We start from the raw sequence: 24,888 nt of genomic DNA, 5'->3' as shown, positions 1-24,888 counted from the left end.
CTGTAAGTAATAGAGTTAAGGAGTCGCAGTAGACATGGCTAAACGTTTTTCAATCGCATTGAAGTAGCGATCGCTCATCACCTCAATCCTAACGTTTATTAAAGTTTGCTTATCAGAGGATAAAACCCGCAAACCCATTTCGGAATTCCCAACTTTACCCAGTTTTTGCCACTCTTGAGCAAGATTTTCTCGTAAGTAAGATTCCCAAATATCTTGTTGTTCTGGCGTTACGGAAACTACTATTCGCGCACCACCTTCACCAAACAGCACTTCATCTAGTCGTCGGGAATTATTTTCAGCTAAATCTAAGTTAACTACTGCACCAAGTTTGCTAGTTATACAACTTTCAGCAATGGCAGTTACCAAACCACCCTCAGCACAATCATGAGCTGAACGTATCCAATCTTGACGAATTCCCTCACGACAAACTTTTTGCACCCGCCGTTCCAATTCAAAATCTACCCGTGGTGGTTTTCCAGCAATAGTATTGTGAATAGTCGCTAAATACTCTGAACCACCTAAAGTGGAATCAGAAGATAATCCACCCAATAAATAAATTACATCGCCTTCTGCTTGCCAAGCTTGACCGCAAATTTTGCTCAAATCGGGAATCAAACCCACCATTCCGACAACAGGAGTTGGATAAATAGGTTGGGGTAGCCCTTGAGAATCAAGAGTTTCGTTGTACAGAGAAACATTACCGCCTGTAACTGGGGTTGCCATTTCTCGACACCCTTCCGCCAATCCGCGACAAGCTTCAGCTAATTGCCAGTAACCAATTGGTTTCTCTGGGCTACCAAAATTAAGGTTATCAGTGACTGCCAATGGTTCCGCACCGACACAACTAAGATTACGTGCTGCTTCTGCTACTACTGCTTTCGCCCCCTCATAAGGATCGAGATAAACGTAGCGAGGATTGCAGTCTACAGTTGCTGCTACACCGCATTTGTAAGAAGACGCACAGACGCGGAGAGGGTGAGACGCGGAGAAATTATCAAACATATTCCCCGTGTCACCGTGTCCCTGTGTCCCCGTGTCCTCTTTTTTAAGGGGACGCAACCTAATCACGGCAGCATCTGCGCCACCAGGTAACATCACGGTGTTGTTCTGTACTTGATGATCGTACTGGCGATAAACCCAACGTTTGGAGGCGATCGTCGGAGTATCTAGCAAAGTTAGTAGAATATCATTCCAATTATACTGGCGTCCCTGAATATTAATCCCAGCCATTGTGCAGGCAGGGAGAGAATTAGGTGTCCATTCCCAAGCTTGACGTACATATTCTGGTGGTTCTGCCAAAACTTCTCGCTCATACAAAGGAGTATTTTCTGCCAAAGCCGTAGCAGGGATTTCTGCTGCAACTTTGCCTCGAAATAGAATCCGCACTACTGGTTCGGCAATTACAGTACCGGCAACAACCGCATGCAGTCCCCAACGGTGAAAGATATCAATTAATTCTTGTTCGCGCCCCTTTTGGGCAACAAATAGCATTCTTTCTTGGGACTCGGAAAGCAAGTATTCATAGGGAACCATCCCAAATTCTCTGACAGGAACTTTATCTAAATCGAATTCAATTCCCACGCCACCTTTGGCTGCCATTTCTGAGGTAGAACAGGTAATGCCAGCTGCACCCATATCCTGCGCAGCAACAACTACACCTGTTTTAAAAGCTTCCAAGCAAGCTTCAATTAGTGACTTTTCTAAAAAGGGATCGCCTACTTGTACTGCCGGGCGATCGTCTAATGATGCGTTACTAAGTTCAGCACTGGCAAAGCTCGCACCTCCCATGCCATCGCGCCCCGTGGTGGAACCGACATAAAGCACGGGATTTCCGATCCCAGAAGCTCCAGATTTAACGATTTCTGAAGTTTCCATCAATCCTAATGCCATAACGTTCACCAGAGGATTGCCGGAATAAGCGGGGTCAAAGTATACTTCACCGCCAATGGTAGGTACACCAACACAGTTACCATAGTGGCTGATACCTGCTACCACACCACTAAAAAGCCTTTGGGTTTTTGCATCTTTTAAAGAACCGAAGCGGAGGGAGTTTAATATGGCAATGGGACGCGCACCCATTGTAAAGATATCACGGAGAATCCCTCCTACGCCTGTCGCAGCTCCTTGGAAAGGTTCTACAGCAGAAGGGTGATTGTGAGATTCTATTTTAAACGCCAGCCGCAATCCATCACCTAAGTCTACAACACCAGCATTTTCACCGGGTCCAACTAGAATGCGATCGCCTGTAGTGGGAAATTGTTTTAATAAAGGCCGAGAATTTTTGTAACAGCAATGTTCTGACCACATGACTCCAAACATTCCCAATTCAGCTTTGTTTGGATGACGTCCTAACCGCCGCACAATTTCTTGATATTCTTCAGGCTTAATACCTTCAGATGCAATTTCTTCGGGAGAGAAGGGAACTTCGGAGGTGGTGGTCATATTAAGTCATGCGCCAAGGGGACAAAGGTCTATTGTATCGATTTCTGAACCATTACCGTAAAGTACTTAAATCTTGGTTTATCTATCTAAATCAGTGGAAATTATTAGGTATTTTCACGATTACTAGAGAATTGATTATTTTGTATATTTAGTCAACTAAGTATAACTGACAAGTATATGTAAGTATAAATACGATAAACTCAATCTTCTTCTTGATTTGGCAAAGTTACACTTGCTGAAATCTGAATTTGGACAAATCTATTGACTATGTTTGCATTTGTAGTTGTGAGGGGAACTCTCGCGATTGCAACTATCAATGTGATGAGGTTTATTACAAGTATATTCAAAACTTAAATCATAGTACTTGTAACAAAAATTAATTTTCCCAATAGTAAAAACGCGATCGCACCATTGTTCAAAACAACCAGCACGATTAGTGCATTTTTGCGATCGCAAGCTTCTTCTGTGGGATTAAAGCTTGTTTGGTTACAAAAATGTTTGCAATGCCTGCTACTCATACCATTTCACTTTTTGAGTGATTCATATTCAACCCCTCCCAACCTCCCCTTAGTAAGGGGAGGTGCCGTAGGCGGTGGGGTACATCCATATCAGCCTTTTCGTGAAATAGTATCACTCGTTCTGTCAAGAAAGTTTTTTGATATCGACAAGTTATTTGGCTGTAGACATTAAGTTTGAATATCAGACGCTTAAAAAGCGCTTAAAATGATGTTGTGATAAAAATCACAATTATATATGATTGAGATCCTATCCCTATGATTGGCTAATAAAGACAATATAAGATAACTGAACTCTAGCCGAGTCAATAATAGGGAACACACTGATTGCCGATAGCCTTCTTAAGAATGCTGTTGGCATTTTTGTTGTCTACATGATCTGGGGTGTTGCCCAATCGCGGTTTGAATTTGGATGCCCTGATGTAATACATCGCGTCTACCTAAGGGTTTTGGCTCTGGCAAAATTATTGTCACGCCATCAAATCAGCAAAGCCTGATTTGCTAAATAGTAGACTAAGTGACAATGGTACGCTGCTTTCCCTGCCAATTGTTTCTCTTAAACCAAGAAATAATTTGACTGCTTCTGTAGACTACAAAATTTCCCCACAACTGGTTAGTAACTTGACAAAAATTCTGCCAGAGCCACTACAAGTGTGGGGAGATATGATGGTATTAACAAATATGATAAATTTCAGGTGCTAGTACTCTGCACTGAATTTTAGAGTAGCAGAAGTCCACACAAAGATAGCGTCAGAACTTACTTTGGATTAAGACATTGCTTGGATGATGTAATCAAAGTAAGGGGCAGCTTCGATGGCGTCTTCAGCAGTGAGTAGATCCAGGGAGGCTTTCTTCAAACAGTTAATGGCTTCAACCATTCCAGGCACGGGAACGCCCAGAGAATTGTACATTTCCCGAACGCCTACCAAACCAATTTTTTCAATTGGTTCTTTATCACCAGCAAGCACGCCATAGGTAATTAGGCGCAAGTACCAGCCAAAGTCGCGGATACATAGAGCACGCTGGCGCTCTCCGTAAGCATTGCCTCCTGGCGCAATAAAGTCGGGGCGCTTCTGCCAAAGCTGTTTAGTAGCTTCCTGCACGATTTTTTTTTCGTTTTCAGCCAGGGTGTTGGCAATACGTACCCGTTGTTCACCTGTTTGCAAAAAGTCTTTAATACTTTTGAGTTCACCACTGCTGGGATAACGCAGTTCGTCGTCGGCTTTGAGAATAACTTGGCTTACTACAGTCATGATTATTTAAATCACAAGATTTATTATTTGCTAGTTTAACGAGTCTTGTAGACACAAGGGAAGAGTGGGAGACAAGGAGAGTGGGAGATGGGGAGATGGGGAGAACAACTAACTATAGTAACCACTAACTAATGACCAATAACTAATAACAAAGAACTAATGACAGACACACTTTGGAAACAAGGCGAATTAATAGAAGTTAACATTACTGATTTAAGTGATACAGGCGATGGTGTAGGACGATCGCAGGAGCGGGTGGTGTTCGTGCCGGATACTGTGCCTGGCGATCGCGCTATTGTCCGCTTGGTATACGTCAAAGCCACATTTGCCCACGGTAAGCTTAAACAATTGTTAAAATCTTCTCCTCACCGAATTCGCCCAAGTTGTATTGTGGCCGATAAATGCGGTGGATGCCAGTGGCAGCATATCGATTATGAATATCAGCTAGTAGCCAAACGCAATCAAGTTATTCAAGCTTTAGAACGTATTGGCGGTTTGGCACAACCACCAGTAAATCCGGTTTTAGCTCCTTTGAGTGCTTTGGGCTACCGTAATAAAGCCACCTATCCTGTTGGTTTATCGGCAGCTGGAAATGTCCAAGCTGGTTACTACCAAAAAGGTAGTCATCAATTAATCAATTTAAATCAATGCCCTGTCCAAGATGTGCGATTAAATCCTTTGTTGGCTCAAGTCAAACAAGATATTCAAAAGCGGGGTTGGCAAGTCTATGAGGAACACAGTCACACTGGGGTAGTACGCCACATTGGATTACGCATCGGTCGCCGCCCTGGAGAAATCCTGCTAACTTTAGTGGTGAAAGATTGGAATTTACCAGGCATCAAAAATCAAGCACAAGAATGGCTTAAGCGTTATCCGGATTTAGTGGGAGTTTGTTTAAACCGGAACTCTCAACGCACAAATTCCATCTTTGGATCTGAAACTCGCTGTGTTGCTGGTGTTCCTTACCTGCGAGAAAAATTTGCTGGGCTAGAGTTTCAAGTACGACCAGACACATTTTTTCAAGTGTATACAGAGACTGCGGAAGCATTGTTACAGGTCATTCAATCACAGTTGAATCTCCAAGGGCATGAAGTCTTACTTGATGCCTACTGTGGCATTGGCACATTGACTTTGCCTTTGGCAAAACAAGTGCGCCAGGCGATCGGTTTGGAAATACAACCAGAGGCAGTGGAACAGGCGATTTTAAATGCACACTCTAACCAAATAAATAATGTGTCTTTTATTACAGGAGAAGTAGAAAAAATACTGCCGCAATTGCAAATAAAACCGGATATTGTTTTGCTAGATCCACCACGTAAAGGATGCGATCGCCAAGTTATAGAAACTTTGTTGTCCAATCAACCCCAGCGAATTGTTTATGTCAGTTGTAAAGCCACAACCCTTGCCCGTGACCTCAAATTACTTTGTAAGCATGGAGTTTATACCGTTAAACTTGTCCAGCCAGCTGATTTCTTTCCTCAAACCGCCCATGTGGAAGCAGCAGCATTTCTTGTGCTATCACATATAGATGAAGGTACTGATACCTTTACAAAAACTCAAAATTTAAATTTGTAGTCTAGTGCATAGTAACAATGCTAAACTAGAATTAAGGTAAAAATATAATCCTTCTGTTCATAATAAATAGAAGTAGTATGAGCTACTCAGAAGACGTGAATTAGGTTGTCTAAAAATATAAGTCGGTAGTTAAAAGAGTAAGTTAATACTCTTTTGTTCATGTATACAAAGCATTTTTGAGTTGCTGACTGTAATAGCAGATTTATTTAGGCCGTTTTATATGAGAACAACCCAATGTCAAAAAGAGAGCTTATGCTCCCTGGCATTTTCAAAATTTAGTTTTAAAGACTTAAGTTTGAAGGCAACATGACCACCTCAAAATTTAATCAGGGTGCCTGTGACACCAAACTGATGTCTAGCTAACTCTGAAGCTGCGGGGTTTCTCTTGTGATTACCATTTCACTTCGTCCAATCGGACGTAATTGGGGTACAATTAGCTTTGCCTCAACGCTATATCTCTGTCCAATACTAGATTTACTCTTGGCAGAAATTCCAGTCAAAATGCAAGCGGAATTGCGGCTAGGACTCCAAGAAGCCTTAGTTAATGCAGCCAAACATGGCAACAACCTTGACCCCAGTAAAAAGGTCGTAGTACGTTTTTCCTTAATAGATAATCAGTATTGGTGGGTTATCTCAGATCAAGGCAAGGGTTTTACTCCGCTATGCAATTGCGATACTGACCCATCACAATTCTTGCCTTCGGATGAGGCAGAGAGTGGTCGTGGTTTATCGATTTTACATCAAATTTTTGACCAAGTAGAGTGGAACAAAAGGGGTACAGAGTTAAGACTTTGCAAATTATTAGATCAGCATCGACTTCGGATACCGCTATTACGCAATTAGGATAGTGGTTAGTAGGGGAACCCGACGCCAGGTGCACTCGACGCGCTTGCTTAACCCGTAAAGGCGCACTGGCTCCGCAACGCGCTGCCTCCCGTACAGTAGTTAATAGTGAACGACTAACCACTAACCACTAACCATTAACTATCTTTGTTATGTCCGTGAGTTGGGCAAGGTGGTGCAGTAATAGAGCGATCTAACCATCCCGTTGCCACTTCTAATCTTGTGAGAGCTTCTTGTTGTTGATCCTTAAGAAGGAAGACAAGAGCTGCTGCTAGTTGTTCGCTAGCGCGAGCTTTGCGATTAGATTTGAGGCGGTGCCAATCGTTAGGGGAGATGCTCAGTTTCTCCATCAAAGCTTGGGCAAGCTCCAAGGTCGTGTGGTCATTCAGTTGACTGTTTTGAGGCTGCTGTGTAAATTGAGACATACACTTTTAGCAAAGTCGCATTTATCTTTACTGTACTACTTTAATGAAGCAGCCTCCAAAATCACGAGAACCATCAGACGAGGAACATCCAGAACTAGATTTTGAACAAGAACTGTTGGAAGTCGGGCGATCGCTTGGGGCATTAAAACAGCGCTATAGGCAGGTAAAACGCGATAGTCATCGACAAAAACAATTGCAACAACAGTTTGAGCAGCTCAATCAAACTAAAAATCTGACGCCAGAAATGAAAGCCGAGTTACGGCAAATTCAACAACAATTGGAAGTGCTAGAAGTGTGCTTAGAAAGCCAGCTGTTTTCTTGGCGTGGATTAAAAGATCCTTTTTGGCAAGCCGTCCGCTTCGGCGGATTGGGCGTTATCATAGGCTGGATATTAAAGTCTTGTGCTGGATGATATGGTAGCTCGAAGGATTGCAGAAATCTTAAGAAATGGTCAGCCTGATGAATCAATTAAGATTCAAGGCTGGGTTCGGACAAAGCGTGAATTAAAAGATTTTGCTTTTATTGAAGTAAATGACGGCTCTTGTTTGGCTAATTTGCAGGTAGTAATCAATGCAGAATTGCCAGACTACGAAGGTATCCTCAAAAAATTAAATACGGGTACCTCTGTAGAAGTAGCGGGGGTGTTGGTAGCTTCTCCAGCGAAAGGACAACGCATTGAGTTGAAAGCAGATAGCTTAGAAGTCTACGGAGAAGCTGATCCCGAAACCTATCCTTTGCAGAAAAAACGTCATTCTTTTGAGTTTCTGCGCACTATTGGACATTTGCGATCGCGCACCAATTCTTTTGGCGCAGTTTTCCGCGTCCGTAATGCTTGTGCTACTGCTATTCACCAATTTTTCCAAGAACGTGGTTTTTTATGGGTGCATACTCCCATCATTACAGCAAGTGACTGCGAAGGCGCGGGAGAACTTTTCAATGTCACTAGTTTAGACTTGAAAAACGTTCCTCGCACAGAAAACCAAACAGTAGACTATAGTAAAGACTTCTTTGGTAGACCGACATATTTAACAGTTAGCGGTCAATTAGAAGCCGAAATCATGGCGATGGCATTTACCAACGTCTACACATTTGGCCCTACTTTCCGTGCCGAAAACTCCAATACCTCTCGCCACTTAGCAGAATTCTGGATGATTGAACCAGAAATGGCTTTTTGCGATCTCCACGGTGATATGGATTTAGCTGAAGAGTTTCTCAAACATATATTCAAATATGTGATGGAAAAATGTCCAGAAGACATGGAATTTTTTAACCAGCGCATTGATAACACTGTGGTTGCAACGGCAGATAATATTATTAACAATCAATTTGAACGCATTACTTATACAGAAGCAATCAAACTTTTAGAAAAAGCTGATGTTAAGTTTGAATATCCGGTTAGTTGGGGCTTAGATTTGCAATCAGAACATGAACGCTATCTCTGCGAGCAAATGTTCAAAAAGCCAGTTATTGTTACCGACTATCCAACTCAAATAAAAGCCTTTTATATGCGCTTAAATGACGATGAAAAAACTGTAGCCGCAATGGATATTCTCGCGCCCAAAATTGGTGAAATTATCGGGGGATCGCAGCGTGAAGAACGACTAGAAGTGTTGGAAAAGCGGATACAAGCGCAAGGAATGAAGCCAGAAGATTTGTGGTGGTATCTTGACTTACGTCGTTATGGTACAGTGCCTCATGCTGGCTTTGGATTGGGATTTGAAAGACTTGTGCAATTTATGACAGGAATGGGAAATATCCGTGATGTGATCCCCTTCCCACGCACACCAGAAAATGCGGAGTTTTAAGGATATTTATAAACCTGGTTTTAAAATACGCATGATCAGATCCCCGATTTTTCTAAAAAGTCGGGGATCCTGTGTTTTTACCTTTCGATTGAAAGAGCTAGAGGCTCTAGTTATCGTTACTAGGTTCAACCTGGTAACGAGGGTTTCTAAACTTGCAGGCTACTGCTGAATTCTTGGAATCCTCCTTCAAGCAGGCTGGTTATGTTGTGAAGCGACAACAGTACAGTGTAAATAATCAAAGCCTCGCCAACTTGGAGGTAGAAATCCCTGGAGTTGAACAGGATTATCGGCATCGTCCATCCTTAAATTTTGTGTTTTAATATTTACCAATAAAATTAAGTAACGAAACCCAAAATAATTTACTTCATGAGTTAAAACTGTTTGATAAATAAGTAAGCAACAACTTGGGTAACTTCTTTGCCAATGTAAACTAATGTTATTTTTACTACTAAATATAGAAAATGAACGTTACGCGCTGGAAAGTCAGCAAGTTGTAGAAATTTTACCGCTTGTCGTCCTCAAATCGGTACCTCATGCACCCGATTATGTAGCTGGTATTTTTAACTATCGAGGGCAAATTGTGACGGTGATAGATATGTGTTATATGATACATAAAAACCCCTGTCCCGATTATTTGAGTACTCGGATCGTACTAGTCAATTATCGAGGAAACAATGGAGTTGGTGTCTCAGAATCTCAAGCTCCCCATATTTTAGGTTTGATGGCACAAAGAGTAGTCGAAATGTTACAGGTGCCGGATGCTGAGTTGGTTGATGCAAATATTCAGGTGGGTTCAGCACCTTACCTGGGCAAGATCATATTAAATGACCACAAGATGATTCAGTGTATCCTAATCGAACATTTATTATCAGAGGCGTCTCAAGTTTATTTCTTGCCAGAAAAGCACAACATCGGATTGCTTGAAACATTAAACCAATGACACAATCTGGCATCGAAAGTTTACTGAGTGAAAAGATAGGTTTAGATGCAAACTCAATTGGTTCTCATCATATCCAAAGAACAATTGAGCGGCGGATGGCAGATTGTGCGATCACCAATATAACAACTTACCTGGAGCATTTACAAAATTCTAGTGAGGAATGGCAAGCACTAATTGAAAGCATCGTTGTTCCAGAAACATGGTTTTTCCGAGAGCAAAAAGCGTTTGCTTTTCTGAAAAATTTACATCCAGTCTGAATGGTTTCCATCCCAATCTGGGCGCATTCTGCGAGTTCTCAGCATACCTTGTTCCACAGGTGAAGAGCCGTATTCAATCGCTATGTCTTTGTTAGAAGTTGGTTTGAGTTCTACCAAAGTTCATATTGATGCCGTTGATATTAGTAAACACTGTCTGCGGATTGCTCAAAGAGGAATGTACAACAAGAACTCATTTCGTGGCAGCAATCTCTATTTTCAGGAGCGCTACTTTCAACCAACACAGACAGGATATCAACTGTGCGAACAAGTGAGAAACATGGTTAATTTTATCCACGATAATTTAGCTGCTGCTAATTTTCTAGCTGGAATGCAGCCTTATGATGTTGTCTTTTGCCGCAACTTGCTGATTTATTTCAATTGGGCAACTAAACAGCACACTATTAAAGTTTTAGAAAAATTGCTTACCCAAGGAGGGTTGTTGTCTGTGGGGCATGCAGAAGCTGGATTGCTGCTTAATACTAGATTTACTCCAGTTCGTTACCCCGGAGCTTTTACCTATCGTAAGTCAACTGTGTCTCCTGTTTCGCTACCATACGGCAACAGAAATTTTGCCAAAAGTCATCGTGCCAGCGATCAGAAAAAATCCATCCCAGATAAACTTTCTTCCCAGCTAAGTGTCAATATAGAAACTCAAAATCTCGTAAAAGATTCCGAGACGAACTTCTTAGAAACAGCAAAAATAATAGCCGATCAAGGTAAGTTAGACGAGGCAAATCAATTATGTCAACACTATCTTAGCCAAAATCCTGATTGTGCCGAGGCATATGTCCTGTTGGGGCAGGTGCAGCAAGCAATGGGGCAAGATGAACAAGCTGCACAGTCTTTTCGCAAGGCAATCTATCTGCAACCTTCGCATCAAGATGCACTCATTCATCTGGCATTACTTAGGGAAAATCAGGGAGACGTGGGTAGCGCAACTCTCTTATGGCGACGAATTCAGCGAATGCAGAAATAGATATGAATTGCTGGAAGAAACTAATTGTTAATCTCATATCTTATTTGGGAAATATGGGGAAAGAAATTGTTTTTAATACCTTTGTCAGGAGGAAAAATTAAAATGCTCAATAACTGGAAATTTAGAGACTTGACTTTACTTGGATTTTCTATTCCTACATCCTTAATTTTTTTATTTTGTGGCATGGTTTATTTAACTTCTAATCAAGCGGGAGGAACATTTAGACAAATCGGTATTTCATCTACTGCAATTGTTGAAACAGATAAGATGATTTTAAATATTACAGATATGGATCGAATAATTCGCCGATATTTACTCGCTCCAGAAGAAAAAAAGGAAATACTAGAAATATATGCTAAGGATAGACAGAAATTTCAGGAGGCATTAAAACTTGCAGTCAATGTTGTTGAAGACACCGCCCAGAAAGATTGCAAAAGATGAAGGAACTAGAGGAGGAATTTAATTTTAAAGTTCAACAACTACTTATCAATTTTGATAATATTGATAATCCCAAAAAAGTAATAATTAATTACTTGAATCAGAGTCGGGAATTCATGAATAATTTTAAAATCATTAATGATAATTTTAATAATAGAGAAGAAGAAATTCTTGGAAAAAGTCTAGATTCAACTAGAGTTACTATCAATTTTTTGACTGTATTATCATTAGCTTTTTCAATATTATCTTTAATAATTGCAGCTATCGCCACTTTATTAATTGCAAAATTTCTAGGTAATAGAGTTTCTACAGCTATAAAAGTGGCAGAAAAAATCTCAGTTGGTGATTTAACTTCATTTATTGCTGAAGATGTATCACAAAATAAGGACGAAATCGGGCAATTATTAAAAGCCTTTAAAACTATGACTCATAGTCTGAATAACCTCATCCGTAAACTACAGCAATCAGGTATTCAGGTAAGTAGCTCAACTACGCAAATAGCGGCTTCTGGCAAGCAATTGGAAGCAACGATCACCGAACAGGTAGCCTCTACTAATGAAGTAGCAGCCGCAGCCAAAGAAATATCTGCTACCTCTAGAGAATTATTGAAAACAATGGAAAAAGTGGCTATGACGTCGCAAACTACAACTATAAAAGCCAGCGATAGCCAAAAAGATTTAATTCGTATGGAAACTACTATGCGTCAACTTATAGAAGCTACCAATAATATTGCTACACGATTGGGAGTAATCAGTGAAAAAGCAAATAACATTAACAGTATCGTGGTGACGATTACCAAAGTGGCAGATCAAACCAATTTGCTCTCATTAAATGCTGCAATTGAGGCGGAAAAAGCCGGAGAGTATGGATTGGGTTTTGCCGTTGTCGCTAGAGAAATTCGTCGTTTGGCTGATCAAACCGCAGTCGCTACTCTTGATATTGAGCAAATGGTTAAGCAAATGCAATCCTCGGTGTCTACAGGCGTGATGGAGATGGATAAATTTGCTACTGAGGTGGGAAGGACAGTAGAAGATGTTGCCCGGATTGGTTCACAAATTGGGCAAGTTATTGAACAAGTGCAAGATTTAACACCGCAATTTGAAGCTGTAAATGAGGGGATGGAAACTCAGTCACAGGGAGCACAGCAAATTAGTGATGCGATGGTGCAGTTAAGCAGTACCTCGATACAAACTGCGGATTCATTGAGAGAAATTAATAGTGCGATCGCCCAACTCAATCAAGTTGCTAATGGGCTGCGTCAAGAAATTTCTCGTTTCAAAATTGTGGCAGAAAATTCAACTCACACTCTGAGTGAACTTATGCCATCACAGTTATATAGTAGTCCTATTTGATGAGTGAAAAAGCAAATAACAAGATATACTTGCTTTTCTCAGCAGCTTTTTATGGATACTATTACTGTTTCATCTGATATTTATCATTGCTGGAATATCATTGGCATTATGGGCGATCGCTCCTGCCCAGAATTATCAAATTTCATTCACTGCCGTAATTGTCCCATCTATTCTGCTGGTGGGCATCAACTGCTAGAGCGTTGTGTACCCAATAACTACCGCCAATAATGGACTCAGTTAGTCGCTCAATCTAGCGCTAAGGTAGAAAAAAAATCGGTAATTTCCTCACAAGACTCTCCCATTGCTGATGGCATCAACGTTGAAGTCGCACTGACAGTTGTGATTTTTCGCCTGCAACAAGAATGGCTAGCTCTATCTGCCCAAGTTTTGAAGGAAACTACCCCACCCAAGGTAATTCATTCTTTACCTCATCGCAGCAACCAGATTCTATGGGGATTGGTGAATATCCGAGGTGAGTTGCATATGTGTATCTCATTAAGCCACTTTCTAAATTTAGAAAATAGCGATCGCCCAGGAGCAACAATCAGCCCAGTAGTTTATCAACGCATGGTGGTAATAGAACAAGCGGGTAATGCTTGGGTGTTTGCTGTGGATGAACTCTACGGATTACATAAATTTCACCAATATGAGTTAAAAAACGCTCCTAATTCTCTAACAGCCACAAGTCAAACTTATGCCAAAGGCTTATTCACCTGGCATACTCGCAGCGTTACCTATCTAGATGAAGAACTTATATTTGCCACCTTGGCGAGAAAGGTGCTGCCATGAACAAAGAATTAGACTTTAGCAATTTTTCCTTACTTGATTTATTCAGTATGGAAGTCAAGGCTCAGGTTGCTGCCATGAATAATAGCCTGTTGGCACTGGAGAGGAACCCCCACCCCAAAGCAGAACTAGCAGCTTTAATGCGGGCAGCCCACTCGATCAAAGGAGCAGCACGAATTGTCCAGATGGATAATGTAGTCTCTCTTGTGCATACGATGGAAGACTGTTTTGCCGCAGCTCAAGCAGGTAAAATTTGTCTGAATCCCGATGCTATTGATGTGTTTTTGCAAGGAGCAGATATGCTCTTGCATATAGCTGAGGTTTGTATCACGAACCCCAATATTGATCGAGAACTGCAAATTCAATCCCTGATCGCAGAAATTACTCAGCTCCAAACTCACGAGGTAGTACCCCTTCTTTCTAGCCAAATTTTAAATGTTCCCGATTCTTCTGTCACAGATATTTATCCATTACCGACAACAGATTTAGTCACCCAGTTGCCACCAGCCGCGAATGAGATTCCCCAAAGTAGTCACTCTTTATCTGCACCCACCACCACTGAAGAATTACGGACTAACTACAACTCAGTTATGCGCGTGAGTACCGACAATCTCAATCACTTAATGGCATTAGCGGGAGAGTCGTTAGTTGAAGCAAACTGGTTAGAGCCATTTGCCAACTCTTTATTGCAATTGAAAGGTTCTCAGACAGAGTTGTCTGGTTTATTAGAAAAGTTAGAGGTATTGCTAAGTCAACAGGGTATTAACAGCCATGTCAAAGAAATTTTAAGTCTGGCGCGTCAAAAAGCTAGCGAATGTCGCCAAATCTTAGGCGATCGCCAAAATGAATTGGAATTGTTTTCCCAACGTTCTGTCAACCTTGCCGATCACTTGTATCGGCAAGTCGTCACCACTCGGATGTGTCAGTTTGAGGAGGGAGGACAAGGTTTTCCCCGCATGGTGCGCGATGTGGCAAAAAAGTTGGGCAAACAAGTGAACTTAGAAATTATCGGCAAGTCTACCTTGTTGGATCGAGATATTCTCGAACGCCTAGAAGCACCACTCACCCAGATCCTGCGAAATGCGATCGATCACGGTATTGAGTCACCTCAGGAACGTTTAGCAGCAGGTAAAAAAGAAGTAGGCACAATCCGAGTTGAAGTTCTCCATCGCGCCGGAATGCTGTTTATTGCCGTCAGCGATGATGGGCGGGGAATTGAACCAGAAATTTTGCGTCAAGAAATTGTCAATAAACAATTGACAAATGCAGAAATGGCTGTTCAACTCTCAGAAGCAGAACTGATGGAATTTCTATTTCTACCCGGTTTTTCCACTGCCAAGAACGTGACTGAGATTTCTGGGCGGGGGGTAGGGCTGGATATTGCCTATAGTACTGTGCGCCAATTAGGCGGAATTATGCGGGCTATTTCCTCTGTGGGAAATGGCATGACTTTTTCTTTGCAATTGCCGCTAACGCTGTCTGTGATTCGTACCCTGCTAGTGGAAATTGCTAACGAACCCTATGCATTTGGATTGACTCATATTGAGCGAGTAGTGGTTTTATCTAGATCTGATATTCAGTTATCAGAAAATCAGCCCTTTTTTATGCTCAATCATCAGCCCGTGCAATTAATCTCTGCACATCAAGTTTTGGAATTGCCATCATCTCCTACCCATTCTGAATGGCTGAGTGCGATCATACTTAGCGATCGCCAAAGTATTTATGGATTGGTTATTGATCGGTTTTTGGGTGAGCGCAATTTAGTAGTACGTCCTTTAAACCCGCGTTTGGGCAAAGTTCCCAACATTAGTGCTGCTTCTTTGATGGACGATGGTTCTCCAGTATTGATTGTAGATGTGGAGGATTTGGTACGTTCTATTGCCAAAGTTCTCTCTACCAAACAAATCAATCAAGTCAATCAGTCTCACCATCAAGCTATTACCACAACCTACAAGCGAATACTAGTGGTTGATGATTCGATCACAGTCCGCGAAATGGAACGCAAACTCTTAGAAAACAAAGGTTACAAAGTTGAAGTTGCCGTCAATGGTATCGATGCTTGGAACACGGTACGCAGTGGAGATTATGACTTAGTGGTGACTGATATTGATATGCCCCGCATGAATGGCTTTGAACTTACAAGCCAGATTAAAACCCATGCTAATTTGAAGCATACTCCTGTGATTATTGTTTCATACAAAGACCGAGAAGAAGACCGACTGCAAGGATTAGAAGTAGGTGCAGATTATTATCTAACCAAGAGCCACTTTCATGATAATAGACTGGTGCAAGCAGTGATTGACTTGATTGGAGAGGCTTAAAGCATGAGGATTGCCATCGTTAACGATACGCTCATGGCAGTGGAGACAATGCGTCGGATAGTCAAAAAACAGCCAAATTACAAGTTGGCGTGGGTTGCCTACGATGGTGTAGAAGCTGTCGGGAAATGTGCAGCAGATACCCCCGATTTAATTTTGATGGATGTACTCATGCCCAGAATGGATGGAGTAGAAGCCACAAAACGAATTATGAGCCAATCTCCTTGTGCAATTTTGATGGTAACTGCTAGTATTAATCGCTATGCAGCTCAAGTTTTTGAGGCGATCGGTTATGGAGCTTTAGACGCGATCAATACACCTGTATGGAGTTACGATTTTTCGCCTGAGAATAATTATGGATTATTGCAGAAAATAGCCACTATCGCCCGATTACTTGGTAAATCTTCGCGCCAGCAATTGTTATGTAGCACAGCGTCTGCACCTAGCCACAATCTCAACCAACTGCCTCCACTGATTGTAATTGGTGCTTCCACTGGTGGCCCTAGAGCATTAACAACAATTCTTTCTCAATTTTCCCAGCAGAATTTTCAGGCTGCAATCCTTATTGTCCAGCACCTAGATGCCCAGTTTGCACCAAGTTTGGCTAACTGGTTGAACGAACAAACTTCTTTATCAGTTAGGCTTGCATCTGTTGGCTGTTTGCCAGAACCAGGAAAAGTTTTGGTTGCTGGTACAAACCATCATTTGATGATGCGTCCAAACTTGACGCTTGACTATAGCCAAGAACCTGTTGATTGTTTTTACCGCCCATCAGTTGATGTTTTCTTCAGCAGTGTAGCTAGGCATTGGACAAACAAGGGAATTGGCATACTGCTAACAGGCATGGGTGGGGATGGTGCTCGCGGTTTAAGCTTATTGCGGCAAGCAGGTTGGCATACCATTGCCCAAGACGAAAAAACTTGCGTTGTTTATGGTATGCCCAAAGCAGCAGTAGATTTAGGAGCAGCAATAGAAGTTTTGCCTGTGGAAGCGATCGCCTCAACCTGTGTCAAATATTTATCTATTTACTAAACATTTTGTAACTCATTTTTATACTTATTTTAAACTAAATATACTATTCAAACATTACAATTTTTAAAATTAAAAAACGCACATTATCGGTTAATTTAGGGGATTTCAATGATTACATATTCTTTGAATATTATTTATAATTAATTTTTTAATATTGAGTCCTTACGGTTCAACTCGCAATATCAGGAGTTGTAGTATGCATCTGCAAACACAAACCTTAGATAGGGTATCTAAGAAAGTAGTAAAACCATTAACACATGATAAAAGTCAATCACAAAATTCGCAAAGTTTTTTATCTGTTTTAGACCTTAATATACCAGCAGTAACAGTTCTGCTCATCGACGATCAAGTAATTATCGGTGAGGCTATCCGTAGAATAATGGAGCCAGAAACAGATATTTCCCTGCACTTCATTAGTGAACCTACTCAGGCAATTCAAAAGGCCATAGAGATTTCCCCTACAGTAATTCTTCTGGATCTAGTGATGCCAGAAATCGATGGATTAATGCTGTTGCGTTGGTTTCGAGTTCATCCAGCAACTCAGGACATTCCAATCGTCATGTTATCTAGTCAAAAAGAATCACTGGTAAAAGCAGATGCGTTTGCTACAGGCGCAAATGATTATCTGATCAAATTACCTGATTCAGTAGAGCTAATAGCCCGTATTCGCTATCATTCCAGAGCATATAACAATCTCAAAGCACTCACTCATACAACTACTACTGCCCAACTTCAAGCACAGCAATTAGAGAATACTTTACAGGAATTAAAAGCAGCCCAGATGCAATTGGTTCAAACTGAGAAAATGTCGAGTTTGGGCAGGATGTTAGCAGGAATAACTCATGAAATTAATAATCCTATTAACTTTATTCATGGTAATTTCCAACATCTAAATAACTATATTGAATATCTACTAAATTTAATTAAACTCTATCAAAAAGAATATTCCCATACATCTAATGATATTGAGGAGTATATTACAGAAAATAATCTTGATTTTATTATTGAAGATGCTCCCAAAATACTTTCATCAATGAAGTTAGGGACTGAACGCATTCGTGAAATAGTTAAGTCATTACGAAATTTTTCACGATTAGACAACTCTGAAAAAATAGCAGTTAATATTAATGACGGTATCGATAGTAATTTATTAATTTTAAGCCATCGTTATAAAGGAAAAATAGCAGTTCATAAGAAATACGAAGATTTACCATTAGTTGAATGTTATCCAGCCCAACTTAACCAGGTATTTATGAATATTATTAGTAATGCGATCGATGCTTTGCTAGAGCAAGAAGAACAAGAAAATAAACACATTTTGATTCAGACGGAAACAATTGATGAAAAATATATTAGAGTTATAATTCAAGACAATGGGCCGGGAATTGAGCTAGAAAACCAAAGTAAAATCTTCGAGCCATTTTTTACGACTAAGCCAGTAAATAAAGGCACAGGCATAGGATTAGCAATTAGCGGTCAAATTATTGATAAGCATCAGGGCAAAATTTTCGTTAAGTCTGAACCTGCATACGGAACCGAATTTATCATTGAAATTCCAATAAAAATAGATTAATAAGTAAAACTACTAGTTTGTCATATTTAAATTGATGAATCGCAAAGTTCGTAGTCAGGGCTTTGATCCTGAATTTTTAAGTACTAAAGTACTTACTACAAACCCTCAAAATTAACTTGACAGGCAAAACTACATTCAATAAATTGAATAAAGAAAATCGAGAGTAGGAAATAGATATTGAGGAAACTGGGGATTTCGCTAGGAAGTAATTTACAGATGGTAGGGTATTACAGTCAGAGCATCCCCAAAAGTTGCCACAAGATGAGCATCCATACTGGCATTCCCAGAAAATTGCATGAGGAGCAGTAATTTCACAAGTATGTGCGACAATATGGCTGCTTGAAGGTGGCACTACAAAGTCTAACTTTGCAGATTCTCAAGTTTAGATTAAATCAGCTAGATATATCCATTCACTAGTAGAGCCAATCAACGCTCCTGTTATGAGTTTTGAGTTATGCGTTTGTAAAGTAAAAACTTACTCATAACTCAACTCTCATGACTTAACGCTTTATTTATGCCATTTGATTTTCAATCGCCCACCGCGCTAGTTCAGTGCGGTTGTGTAGATTGGTTTTGCCCAACATATTGGACACATGGCTTTCAACTGTACGCTGACTGACATTTAATTCTTCAGCAATTTCGCGGTTTGCTAAACCCCTGGCAACAAACTGCACCACTTTTAATTCTGTGGGGGTTAGTTGTACATCGAAGGGAACTTGGATACGGGAGCCATTCTCCCCTCCTTTTGCCTGATGTTCTTTCCAACGAATGGTTTGCTTTAGAGAAGATTCTACCTGTGCTACTAGTTCCTCAGGCTCAAAGGGCTTGACCATGTATACATCAGCACCTTTATTCAGACCTTTAACTCGGTCTGCGCTTTGTCCCTTAGCCGAAAGGAATAAAACGGGAATCCAACTGGTGCGTTCGTTTTGCCGGACTTGCTCTACAAAAGTATAACCGTCCATTTCCGGCATCATCACGTCACAAATGATCATGTCTGGAATATCCTGCTCTAAAATTTCCAGAGCTTCTCGACCATTTTCTGCGGTGATGACTTCATATCCCCGAAATTCCAAGTAATCCTTCACCAGCAAAATCAGGTTGGGGTCATCATCAATGAGTAGAAGTCGTTTGTGATCTTTCATGCTGGGTTCTTTCATAGCAGTGGCACTTGTCGCGCTTAGATCCATCAAGGTCTTGAATAGCAATCCTTTTTGGTGGTTTGTTGTGATTTTGTGCTTTTTCCTACTTAACTTGCCTTTGGTTCGTAAATATCTCAAAATAATAATTGCTTTTGAGAAACTACTATATCAATGGCAAAAGTCCAGTGAGGATACGTAGAGCATTAGTATTTATAATGCGTTATTATATATCGCTTTGAAAGGAGCGGGCAAAAAACTTCAATTGAATAATAATCTTTCAGATTATCAAATTCTTTTTGGCTAAATATGCTCCCTGTTAACAATTAACCCGCACTTTCTCTAGCTTGCTGTCTTACCATATCCTTCGGCTATTAAGCTGATATCAGTTGATTGCGAAAAACCGAAGCATTTTCTGACAAGGAATGGACTAGAAAAGCATACTCTTCAACCACCTTATTTCCTATTAAGTGTTTTTGTATAACTCGCTCAGTAACTTCTACAGTTGTTTAGCGATCCCAGACTCTATCCGGGTAAACAACTATTATCGGCCCAGAGCAACAAACTCGCAAGCTGTCGGCTTTGCTTGGAAGTATGCAACTGGGATGACTCTGTTGGGAAAAATCTAGCTCCAGCTGTTTTTAGGCGCTTGTTCAAGTTTTCCCTTGTTTCCAGACTAGCTTCTTTTGCACAATATTTAGGCATATTTTGAACAGTACAGATAAAAATATGTCTCTGAATTTTTCTGAAGTCCCAAAGTTTCTATACAATTACTTAAGGCTTTTGTTTGTGGCTGTTGAGTGGTTTTTCTTATTTCTAGACTAGGTTGGATCACTTGAGTTTTTACCTATTTCACACTCTCTGATTTCTGTTCTATAACAATTTCCATGCTTTGCAAATAAATTTGACCATATATAAATATTCGTAACTTAATCAAAAAAACCTGAAAGACCCAACAATTAGAGTATTTTTACTCAAAATTCTTCTGGAACTGGAAAGTTCGGGAACCCGTACACCCCAAATTGTTGCTATTGGGCATCATCCTTCGCTAAATTAGCACTCAGGAGTTGAGAGTGCTAACAAGGCACGAAATTCGTATGGCAGCTGTATCTCTAAGCGTTTCTACCGTTAAACCTTTGGGCGATCGCGTTTTTGTGAAAGTGAGCGCCTCTGAAGAAAAAACCGCAGGCGGACTGTATTTACCCGATACTGCAAAAGAAAAGCCCCAAGTAGGCGAAGTAGTTGCAGTTGGTGATGGTAAAGTCAAAGACGATGGCGGCCGTCAGCCAATGGATGTAAAGGTAGGAGACAAAGTCCTTTACTCCAAGTATGCCGGTACCGACATCAAACTGGGTACCGATGAATATGTACTACTTTCAGAAAAAGACATTTTGGCGATCGTTTCGTAGTCATTAGTCATTAGTCATAAAAAATGACTGCTGAATCAATGGCAAGTGACAACTAAAACATAAAGAATTGAACTAGAGAATTATGGCAAAGCGCATTATTTACAACGAAAACGCTCGTCGCGCCTTAGAAAGAGGCATGGATATCCTGGCTGAGGCAGTAGCTGTTACCCTCGGTCCTAAAGGTCGTAACGTAGTACTAGAGAAGAAGTTTGGCGCACCACAAATCGTTAATGATGGTGTAACCATTGCCAAAGAAATTGAATTAGAAGATCACGTTGAAAACACTGGTGTTTCTTTGATTCGCCAGGCTGCTTCCAAGACCAACGATGCTGCTGGTGATGGTACCACCACTGCTACTGTTTTGGCACACGCAGTAGTAAAAGAAGGCTTGCGTAACGTTGCAGCTGGCGCAAACGCTATTCTGCTCAAGCGCGGTATTGATAAAGCTACTAACTTCTTGGTAGAAAAAATCAAAGAACACGCCCGTCCCGTTGAAGATTCCAAAGCTATTGCTCAAGTAGGTGCCATCTCGGCTGGTAACGACGAAGAAGTTGGCCAGATGATTGCCGAAGCAATGGATAAGGTAGGCAAAGAAGGTGTAATTTCCCTAGAAGAAGGGAAGTCTATGACCACCGAATTGGAAATTACTGAAGGGATGCGCTTTGACAAAGGCTACATCTCTCCCTACTTCGCCACCGACGCAGAGCGGATGGAAGCAATCTTCGATGAGCCTTTCATACTGCTCACCGATAAGAAAATTGCCTTGGTACAAGACCTCGTACCCGTTCTAGAGCAAGTAGCTCGTGCTGGTCGTCCTTTAGTAATTATCGCCGAAGATATCGAGAAAGAAGCTTTAGCAACCCTGGTAGTTAACCGCTTGCGTGGTGTCCTCAACGTGGCTGCGGTGAAGGCTCCTGGTTTTGGCGATCGCCGCAAAGCAATGCTCGAAGACATTGCGATTTTAACTGGCGGTCAAGTCATCACCGAAGATGCTGGACTGAAGTTAGAAAACGCCAAGCTGGATTCTTTGGGTAAAGCTCGTCGCATCACCATCACCAAAGACAACACCACTATTGTTGCGGAAGGTAACGAACAAGCTGTTAAAGCTCGCGTCGAGCAAATTCGCCGTCAAATGGAAGAAACAGAATCTTCCTACGACAAAGAAAAATTGCAAGAGCGTCTGGCTAAGTTAGCTGGTGGTGTAGCTGTCGTCAAGGTTGGCGCTGCTACCGAAACCGAAATGAAAGATAAGAAGTTGCGCCTAGAAGACGCCATCAACGCTACCAAAGCTGCGGTAGAAGAAGGTATCGTTCCTGGTGGTGGTACAACTCTGGCTCACCTCTCTCCCCAACTCGAAGAGTGGGCAAACAGCAACCTTAAGGGTGAAGAATTGACTGGTGCGTTGATCGTAGCTCGCGCTCTGGCTGCTCCCCTGAAGCGTATTGCTGAAAACGCCGGTCAGAATGGCGCTGTGATTGCCGAGCGCGTGAAAGAGAAAGAGTTCAACGTTGGCTACGATGCTGCTAAGAACGAGTTTGTTGACTTGTTTACTGCTGGTATCGTCGATCCTGCGAAAGTGACTCGTTCTGCTCTGCAAAACGCAGCTTCCATCGCTGGTATGGTGTTGACAACTGAGTGTATCGTTGTTGACAAGCCTGAACCCAAGGACAATGCTCCTGCTGGTGCCGGCGCTGGCATGGGTGGCGGCGACTTCGATTACTAAGATTTATCTTGTGGGACGGGCAAGATGCCCGTCTAAGTGCAAAAACAGCTGCTTCTTGTGGGGGGTGGCTGTTTTGTTTTTTTATTGAACCGCCATAGACGCCCGTCAGGGCGGCTTCCCGTAGGGTAGACGCGAAGGACACGAAGGAGGCGAGAGCAAGTTTTTAAGCTGTACCAAGAGCATATAATTTAAACTTGAGAAATATTTAAGCTCATTTATTTCACTCATCTGTAAAATAGTCTGAATCTATTTTTTTAATTTCATAAGTAGATACTATTGATACTCCTACATTATTATCAATCATTAATTGAGCTAGCTCTTGTCCATCTATTAATACAATTTTGCTATCAATGAGTGCTACATATTCTTTAGCATCTTGTGAGAATCTTGAAGTTGTAATAAAAACTCCTTTTTTAGCTCTTTGACCATGTAAAGCGCCCACAAATTTTTGAATTTCTGGTCTGCCTACAACAGTGTTATCCCATCTTTTAGTCTGAATATAAACAATATCTAAACCTAATTTATCTTCTTTTATAATTCAATCTATTCCACCATCACCACTTTTACCTATGGCTCTACCTGCATCAAGCCTTGAACCTCCATATCCCATTTTGATAAGTAAATCTACTACCAATCTTTCAAAAAATTCAGGAGAGCAGCTTTTAACACGATTGATAATTTCTATCTCTAACTCTTTTCGTATTTGTTGATATCCGATTTCTATAGACTCTTGAGGAGTATTATCTAAAATAGATGTATTCTTAGGTAACTCTTCTAAAGAATCAATGAGTAAATTACTATTATTAGCTAATTTTTTATTGTTTTTAAATTGAATGTATTCAGGAAACTGTTCGAGAAACGGTATGTTTATTGCCGATGGGCTGTGACTTAATATTTTAGTACCGCGCTCAGTAATCTTAAAAAATCCTCTTTTTGGAGCTTCTAATAACCCTGCTTTTTTAAGATAAGTTTTTGCCCATGCTACCCGATTATCAAATATTGCTTGTTGTCCACTAGGTAACAATTCCTTTCTTTCTTCTTCACTCAAATTAAACTCATCAGTAAGAGTTTCAATAGCTTCCCTGAGAGAGTGCTCTTGTTCGTCACTGGCATATTTCAGTAAAGGAAGCATAATTTGTTGAAAATCAGGTATTGTCATATTCAGACATTTAAAAGTGTGGTTTCATAATATACTAATAAATAAAATTTAAGCTAAGGAAAAATACTCAGTTAAGGTAGATATTATTTTTTGTATTCGAGATTTTGGCTAGGTTGCGGTTTGAAAAAGATATGATTCGTCAATTTTTACGGGAGGATATTATGCGAGAGTCAGTAATTTATCAAGATATAGTCCAAAAGGAAGCGTTTAAATTAATTAGTCGTCAACTAAATCGGCGTTTTGGAGAACTTAATTCTTCATTAATTAAGCAAGTGCGAGAGTTATCTGCTGAACAGTTAGAAGATTTAGGAGAAGCGTGATTAGATTTTTCTGAGATTGCTGATTTAGTAGCTTATTTAGAGCAGTTGAAGAGGAGTTAAAACTTTAGATGTGAATGGTACATATCTCATATAAATACTAAGAACGCTCAATAAATTCATCTGGATAAATACCAGCTTGTCCTAGAATCGCACGTAACGTTCCTTCTGGCATATCACCAGAATGGTTAGGAATTGTTGTATAACGCTTTGTGTCTGGATTAAACCAGATTTCGTGGCTTCCTGCTGCTTGACGGTGAAAAACCAAACCGAAAGATTTCAAAATTTTAATGATCTTTTTGTAGCTAAACCCAGCCAATCTACCCATAAATTGACTACTGACCCACAATCAAAGGATAGTTAAACTGATCGGCTATTGGTTGCAAATCATCTAGTTCTTGATTCTGAGATTGTGCTTCTAGCAACTTACGTGCTACATCACGGGCAATTTCTAAAGTTTCAGTAACTGTCTGTCCTTGGACAACTAAACCTTGAATTTCGTCTGATGTTGCTAAGTAAACGCCTTCTGGTAATTTTTCGATGTGTAGGTTAACTATTCTTTCCATAAATTGATGTAGCTAGTAGGAAAAGAGCTGTTAGTAAAAAAGAAG

General features: G+C 40.8%; 23 protein-coding genes and 4 pseudogenes. 18 read left to right on the top strand and 9 right to left on the bottom strand.

The features are described 5' to 3' along the window. Positions 1-15: 15 nt before the first annotated feature. The 3 genes from purL to QUB80_RS26840 form a co-directional block, all read right to left on the bottom strand. Positions 16-2,442 (bottom strand): phosphoribosylformylglycinamidine synthase subunit PurL, encoded by a 2,427-nt coding sequence (purL, locus tag QUB80_RS26850; protein WP_289792531.1) that lies wholly within the window; start codon positions 2,440-2,442, stop codon positions 16-18. 350 nt (positions 2,443-2,792) lie between these two features. Continuing rightward, positions 2,793-2,960 carry a hypothetical protein gene (locus QUB80_RS26845; RefSeq protein ID WP_289792530.1) on the bottom strand — a complete coding sequence of 56 codons (168 nt, stop codon included), beginning with the start codon at positions 2,958-2,960 and terminating at the stop codon, positions 2,793-2,795. 764 nt (positions 2,961-3,724) lie between these two features. Then, positions 3,725-4,210, bottom strand: coding sequence for an allophycocyanin subunit alpha-B (locus tag QUB80_RS26840; RefSeq protein ID WP_289792529.1), 486 nt, complete (start codon positions 4,208-4,210; stop codon positions 3,725-3,727). A 159-nt stretch (positions 4,211-4,369) separates the two neighbouring features. On the opposite strand from QUB80_RS26840, the gene rlmD reads away from it, so the two are divergent. Then, complete coding sequence (gene rlmD / locus QUB80_RS26835) at positions 4,370-5,785, top strand: 23S rRNA (uracil(1939)-C(5))-methyltransferase RlmD (protein WP_289792528.1); 1,416 nt, start codon at positions 4,370-4,372, stop codon at positions 5,783-5,785. A gap of 387 nt (positions 5,786-6,172) precedes the next feature. Then, positions 6,173-6,628, top strand: coding sequence for an ATP-binding protein (locus QUB80_RS26830; RefSeq protein ID WP_289792527.1), 456 nt, complete (start codon positions 6,173-6,175; stop codon positions 6,626-6,628). A 137-nt stretch (positions 6,629-6,765) separates the two neighbouring features. Here QUB80_RS26830 and QUB80_RS26825 read toward each other — a convergent pair whose 3' ends face one another. After that, positions 6,766-7,053 carry a DUF6439 family protein gene (locus QUB80_RS26825; RefSeq protein ID WP_289792526.1) on the bottom strand — a complete coding sequence of 96 codons (288 nt, stop codon included), beginning with the start codon at positions 7,051-7,053 and terminating at the stop codon, positions 6,766-6,768. A 43-nt stretch (positions 7,054-7,096) separates the two neighbouring features. Here QUB80_RS26825 and QUB80_RS26820 point away from each other — a divergent pair, with 43 nt between their 5' ends. The 13 genes and pseudogenes from QUB80_RS26820 (at position 7,097) to QUB80_RS26760 (ending at position 18,530) form a co-directional block, all read left to right on the top strand. Then, a complete protein-coding gene (locus tag QUB80_RS26820) occupies positions 7,097-7,465 on the top strand; it encodes a sll0565 family protein (RefSeq protein ID WP_289792525.1) in 369 nt (122 codons plus the stop codon). Between the two features lies 1 nt (position 7,466). Continuing rightward, positions 7,467-8,858, top strand: a complete 1,392-nt coding sequence (gene asnS, locus QUB80_RS26815) for an asparagine--tRNA ligase (RefSeq protein WP_289792524.1) — start codon at positions 7,467-7,469, stop codon at positions 8,856-8,858. 152 nt (positions 8,859-9,010) lie between these two features. Further along, positions 9,011-9,178, top strand: a complete 168-nt coding sequence (locus QUB80_RS26810) for a hypothetical protein (RefSeq protein ID WP_289792523.1) — start codon at positions 9,011-9,013, stop codon at positions 9,176-9,178. Between the two features lie 113 nt (positions 9,179-9,291). After that, positions 9,292-9,798 carry a chemotaxis protein CheW gene (locus QUB80_RS26805; protein ID WP_289792522.1) on the top strand — a complete coding sequence of 169 codons (507 nt, stop codon included), beginning with the start codon at positions 9,292-9,294 and terminating at the stop codon, positions 9,796-9,798. Then, entirely contained in the window at positions 9,795-10,055 is a 261-nt protein-coding gene (locus QUB80_RS26800) for a protein-glutamate O-methyltransferase CheR (protein WP_289792521.1), read from the top strand. The genes QUB80_RS26805 and QUB80_RS26800 overlap by 4 nt, the downstream gene beginning before the upstream one ends. Then, entirely contained in the window at positions 10,039-11,031 is a 993-nt protein-coding gene (locus QUB80_RS26795) for a CheR family methyltransferase (protein WP_336622352.1), read from the top strand. Before QUB80_RS26800 ends, QUB80_RS26795 begins: the two co-directional genes overlap by 17 nt. Before the next feature lie 102 nt (positions 11,032-11,133). Further along, entirely contained in the window at positions 11,134-11,472 is a 339-nt protein-coding gene (locus QUB80_RS26790) for a CHASE3 domain-containing protein (protein ID WP_289792520.1), read from the top strand. A 314-nt stretch (positions 11,473-11,786) separates the two neighbouring features. After that, positions 11,787-12,821 (top strand): annotated as a pseudogene (locus QUB80_RS26785) (methyl-accepting chemotaxis protein); the annotation flags it as partial. A 51-nt stretch (positions 12,822-12,872) separates the two neighbouring features. After that, positions 12,873-13,049 (top strand): hypothetical protein, encoded by a 177-nt coding sequence (locus tag QUB80_RS26780; protein WP_289792519.1) that lies wholly within the window; start codon positions 12,873-12,875, stop codon positions 13,047-13,049. Positions 13,050-13,160: 111 nt separating this feature from the next. Then, on the top strand, positions 13,161-13,610 hold the full coding sequence (locus QUB80_RS26775; RefSeq protein WP_289792518.1) for a chemotaxis protein CheW: 450 nt from the start codon (positions 13,161-13,163) through the stop codon (positions 13,608-13,610). Further along, positions 13,607-15,928 (top strand): hybrid sensor histidine kinase/response regulator, encoded by a 2,322-nt coding sequence (locus QUB80_RS26770; protein ID WP_289792517.1) that lies wholly within the window; start codon positions 13,607-13,609, stop codon positions 15,926-15,928. Before QUB80_RS26775 ends, QUB80_RS26770 begins: the two co-directional genes overlap by 4 nt. Before the next feature lie 3 nt (positions 15,929-15,931). Then, positions 15,932-16,957, top strand: a complete 1,026-nt coding sequence (locus QUB80_RS26765) for a chemotaxis response regulator protein-glutamate methylesterase (RefSeq protein WP_289792516.1) — start codon at positions 15,932-15,934, stop codon at positions 16,955-16,957. A gap of 196 nt (positions 16,958-17,153) precedes the next feature. Then, positions 17,154-18,530, top strand: coding sequence for a hybrid sensor histidine kinase/response regulator (locus tag QUB80_RS26760; protein WP_289792515.1), 1,377 nt, complete (start codon positions 17,154-17,156; stop codon positions 18,528-18,530). A gap of 512 nt (positions 18,531-19,042) precedes the next feature. Here the strand turns inward: QUB80_RS26760 and QUB80_RS26755 are convergent. After that, positions 19,043-19,720 carry a response regulator transcription factor gene (locus QUB80_RS26755; protein WP_026087726.1) on the bottom strand — a complete coding sequence of 226 codons (678 nt, stop codon included), beginning with the start codon at positions 19,718-19,720 and terminating at the stop codon, positions 19,043-19,045. A 1,046-nt stretch (positions 19,721-20,766) separates the two neighbouring features. Here QUB80_RS26755 and groES point away from each other — a divergent pair. Continuing rightward, positions 20,767-21,078, top strand: coding sequence for a co-chaperone GroES (gene groES / locus QUB80_RS26750; protein WP_016878545.1), 312 nt, complete (start codon positions 20,767-20,769; stop codon positions 21,076-21,078). 82 nt (positions 21,079-21,160) lie between these two features. Continuing rightward, positions 21,161-22,801, top strand: a complete 1,641-nt coding sequence (gene groL, locus QUB80_RS26745) for a chaperonin GroEL (RefSeq protein WP_289792514.1) — start codon at positions 21,161-21,163, stop codon at positions 22,799-22,801. 220 nt (positions 22,802-23,021) lie between these two features. On the opposite strand, the pseudogene QUB80_RS34960 reads toward groL, so the two are convergent. Together QUB80_RS34960 and QUB80_RS34955 are read right to left on the bottom strand one after the other, a co-directional pair. Further along, a pseudogene (locus tag QUB80_RS34960) lies at positions 23,022-23,477 on the bottom strand (restriction endonuclease). A 222-nt stretch (positions 23,478-23,699) separates the two neighbouring features. Further along, a pseudogene (locus QUB80_RS34955) lies at positions 23,700-23,933 on the bottom strand (winged helix-turn-helix domain-containing protein); the annotation flags it as partial. A gap of 125 nt (positions 23,934-24,058) precedes the next feature. On the opposite strand from QUB80_RS34955, the pseudogene QUB80_RS26735 reads away from it, so the two are divergent. Continuing rightward, positions 24,059-24,280 (top strand): annotated as a pseudogene (locus tag QUB80_RS26735) (DUF4351 domain-containing protein); the annotation flags it as partial. Positions 24,281-24,377: 97 nt separating this feature from the next. On the opposite strand, the gene QUB80_RS26730 reads toward QUB80_RS26735, so the two are convergent. Continuing rightward, positions 24,378-24,605 carry a type II toxin-antitoxin system HicA family toxin gene (locus tag QUB80_RS26730; protein ID WP_289792513.1) on the bottom strand — a complete coding sequence of 76 codons (228 nt, stop codon included), beginning with the start codon at positions 24,603-24,605 and terminating at the stop codon, positions 24,378-24,380. 7 nt (positions 24,606-24,612) lie between these two features. Further along, positions 24,613-24,843, bottom strand: a complete 231-nt coding sequence (locus QUB80_RS26725; RefSeq protein ID WP_289792512.1) for a type II toxin-antitoxin system HicB family antitoxin — start codon at positions 24,841-24,843, stop codon at positions 24,613-24,615. Positions 24,844-24,888 lie beyond the last annotated feature (45 nt).

This window comes from Chlorogloeopsis sp. ULAP01 (genome assembly GCF_030381805.1).
Lineage (GTDB): Bacteria > Cyanobacteriota > Cyanobacteriia > Cyanobacteriales > Nostocaceae > Chlorogloeopsis.
Note: the sequence above shows the minus strand (reverse complement) of the source record. Positions and strands in the feature narration are given on the sequence as shown.

What these genes read in the sequence shown, in the direction of transcription:
- purL (WP_289792531.1), bottom strand. Translation starts at nt 2,442, where the DNA reads ATGACCACCACCTCCGAAGTTCCCTTCTCTCCCGAAGAAATTGCATCT.
- QUB80_RS26845 (WP_289792530.1), bottom strand. Translation starts at nt 2,960, where the DNA reads ATGAGTAGCAGGCATTGCAAACATTTTTGTAACCAAACAAGCTTTAAT.
- QUB80_RS26840 (WP_289792529.1), bottom strand. Translation starts at nt 4,210, where the DNA reads ATGACTGTAGTAAGCCAAGTTATTCTCAAAGCCGACGACGAACTGCGT.
- rlmD (WP_289792528.1), top strand. Translation starts at nt 4,370, where the DNA reads ATGACAGACACACTTTGGAAACAAGGCGAATTAATAGAAGTTAACATT.
- QUB80_RS26825 (WP_289792526.1), bottom strand. Translation starts at nt 7,053, where the DNA reads ATGTCTCAATTTACACAGCAGCCTCAAAACAGTCAACTGAATGACCAC.
- QUB80_RS26820 (WP_289792525.1), top strand. Translation starts at nt 7,097, where the DNA reads ATGAAGCAGCCTCCAAAATCACGAGAACCATCAGACGAGGAACATCCA.
- asnS (WP_289792524.1), top strand. Translation starts at nt 7,467, where the DNA reads ATGGTAGCTCGAAGGATTGCAGAAATCTTAAGAAATGGTCAGCCTGAT.
- QUB80_RS26805 (WP_289792522.1), top strand. Translation starts at nt 9,292, where the DNA reads ATGTTATTTTTACTACTAAATATAGAAAATGAACGTTACGCGCTGGAA.
- QUB80_RS26800 (WP_289792521.1), top strand. Translation starts at nt 9,795, where the DNA reads ATGACACAATCTGGCATCGAAAGTTTACTGAGTGAAAAGATAGGTTTA.
- QUB80_RS26790 (WP_289792520.1), top strand. Translation starts at nt 11,134, where the DNA reads ATGCTCAATAACTGGAAATTTAGAGACTTGACTTTACTTGGATTTTCT.
- QUB80_RS26780 (WP_289792519.1), top strand. Translation starts at nt 12,873, where the DNA reads ATGGATACTATTACTGTTTCATCTGATATTTATCATTGCTGGAATATC.
- QUB80_RS26770 (WP_289792517.1), top strand. Translation starts at nt 13,607, where the DNA reads ATGAACAAAGAATTAGACTTTAGCAATTTTTCCTTACTTGATTTATTC.
- QUB80_RS26765 (WP_289792516.1), top strand. Translation starts at nt 15,932, where the DNA reads ATGAGGATTGCCATCGTTAACGATACGCTCATGGCAGTGGAGACAATG.
- QUB80_RS26760 (WP_289792515.1), top strand. Translation starts at nt 17,154, where the DNA reads ATGCATCTGCAAACACAAACCTTAGATAGGGTATCTAAGAAAGTAGTA.
- QUB80_RS26755 (WP_026087726.1), bottom strand. Translation starts at nt 19,720, where the DNA reads ATGGATCTAAGCGCGACAAGTGCCACTGCTATGAAAGAACCCAGCATG.
- groES (WP_016878545.1), top strand. Translation starts at nt 20,767, where the DNA reads ATGGCAGCTGTATCTCTAAGCGTTTCTACCGTTAAACCTTTGGGCGAT.
- groL (WP_289792514.1), top strand. Translation starts at nt 21,161, where the DNA reads ATGGCAAAGCGCATTATTTACAACGAAAACGCTCGTCGCGCCTTAGAA.
- QUB80_RS26730 (WP_289792513.1), bottom strand. Translation starts at nt 24,605, where the DNA reads ATGGGTAGATTGGCTGGGTTTAGCTACAAAAAGATCATTAAAATTTTG.
- QUB80_RS26725 (WP_289792512.1), bottom strand. Translation starts at nt 24,843, where the DNA reads ATGGAAAGAATAGTTAACCTACACATCGAAAAATTACCAGAAGGCGTT.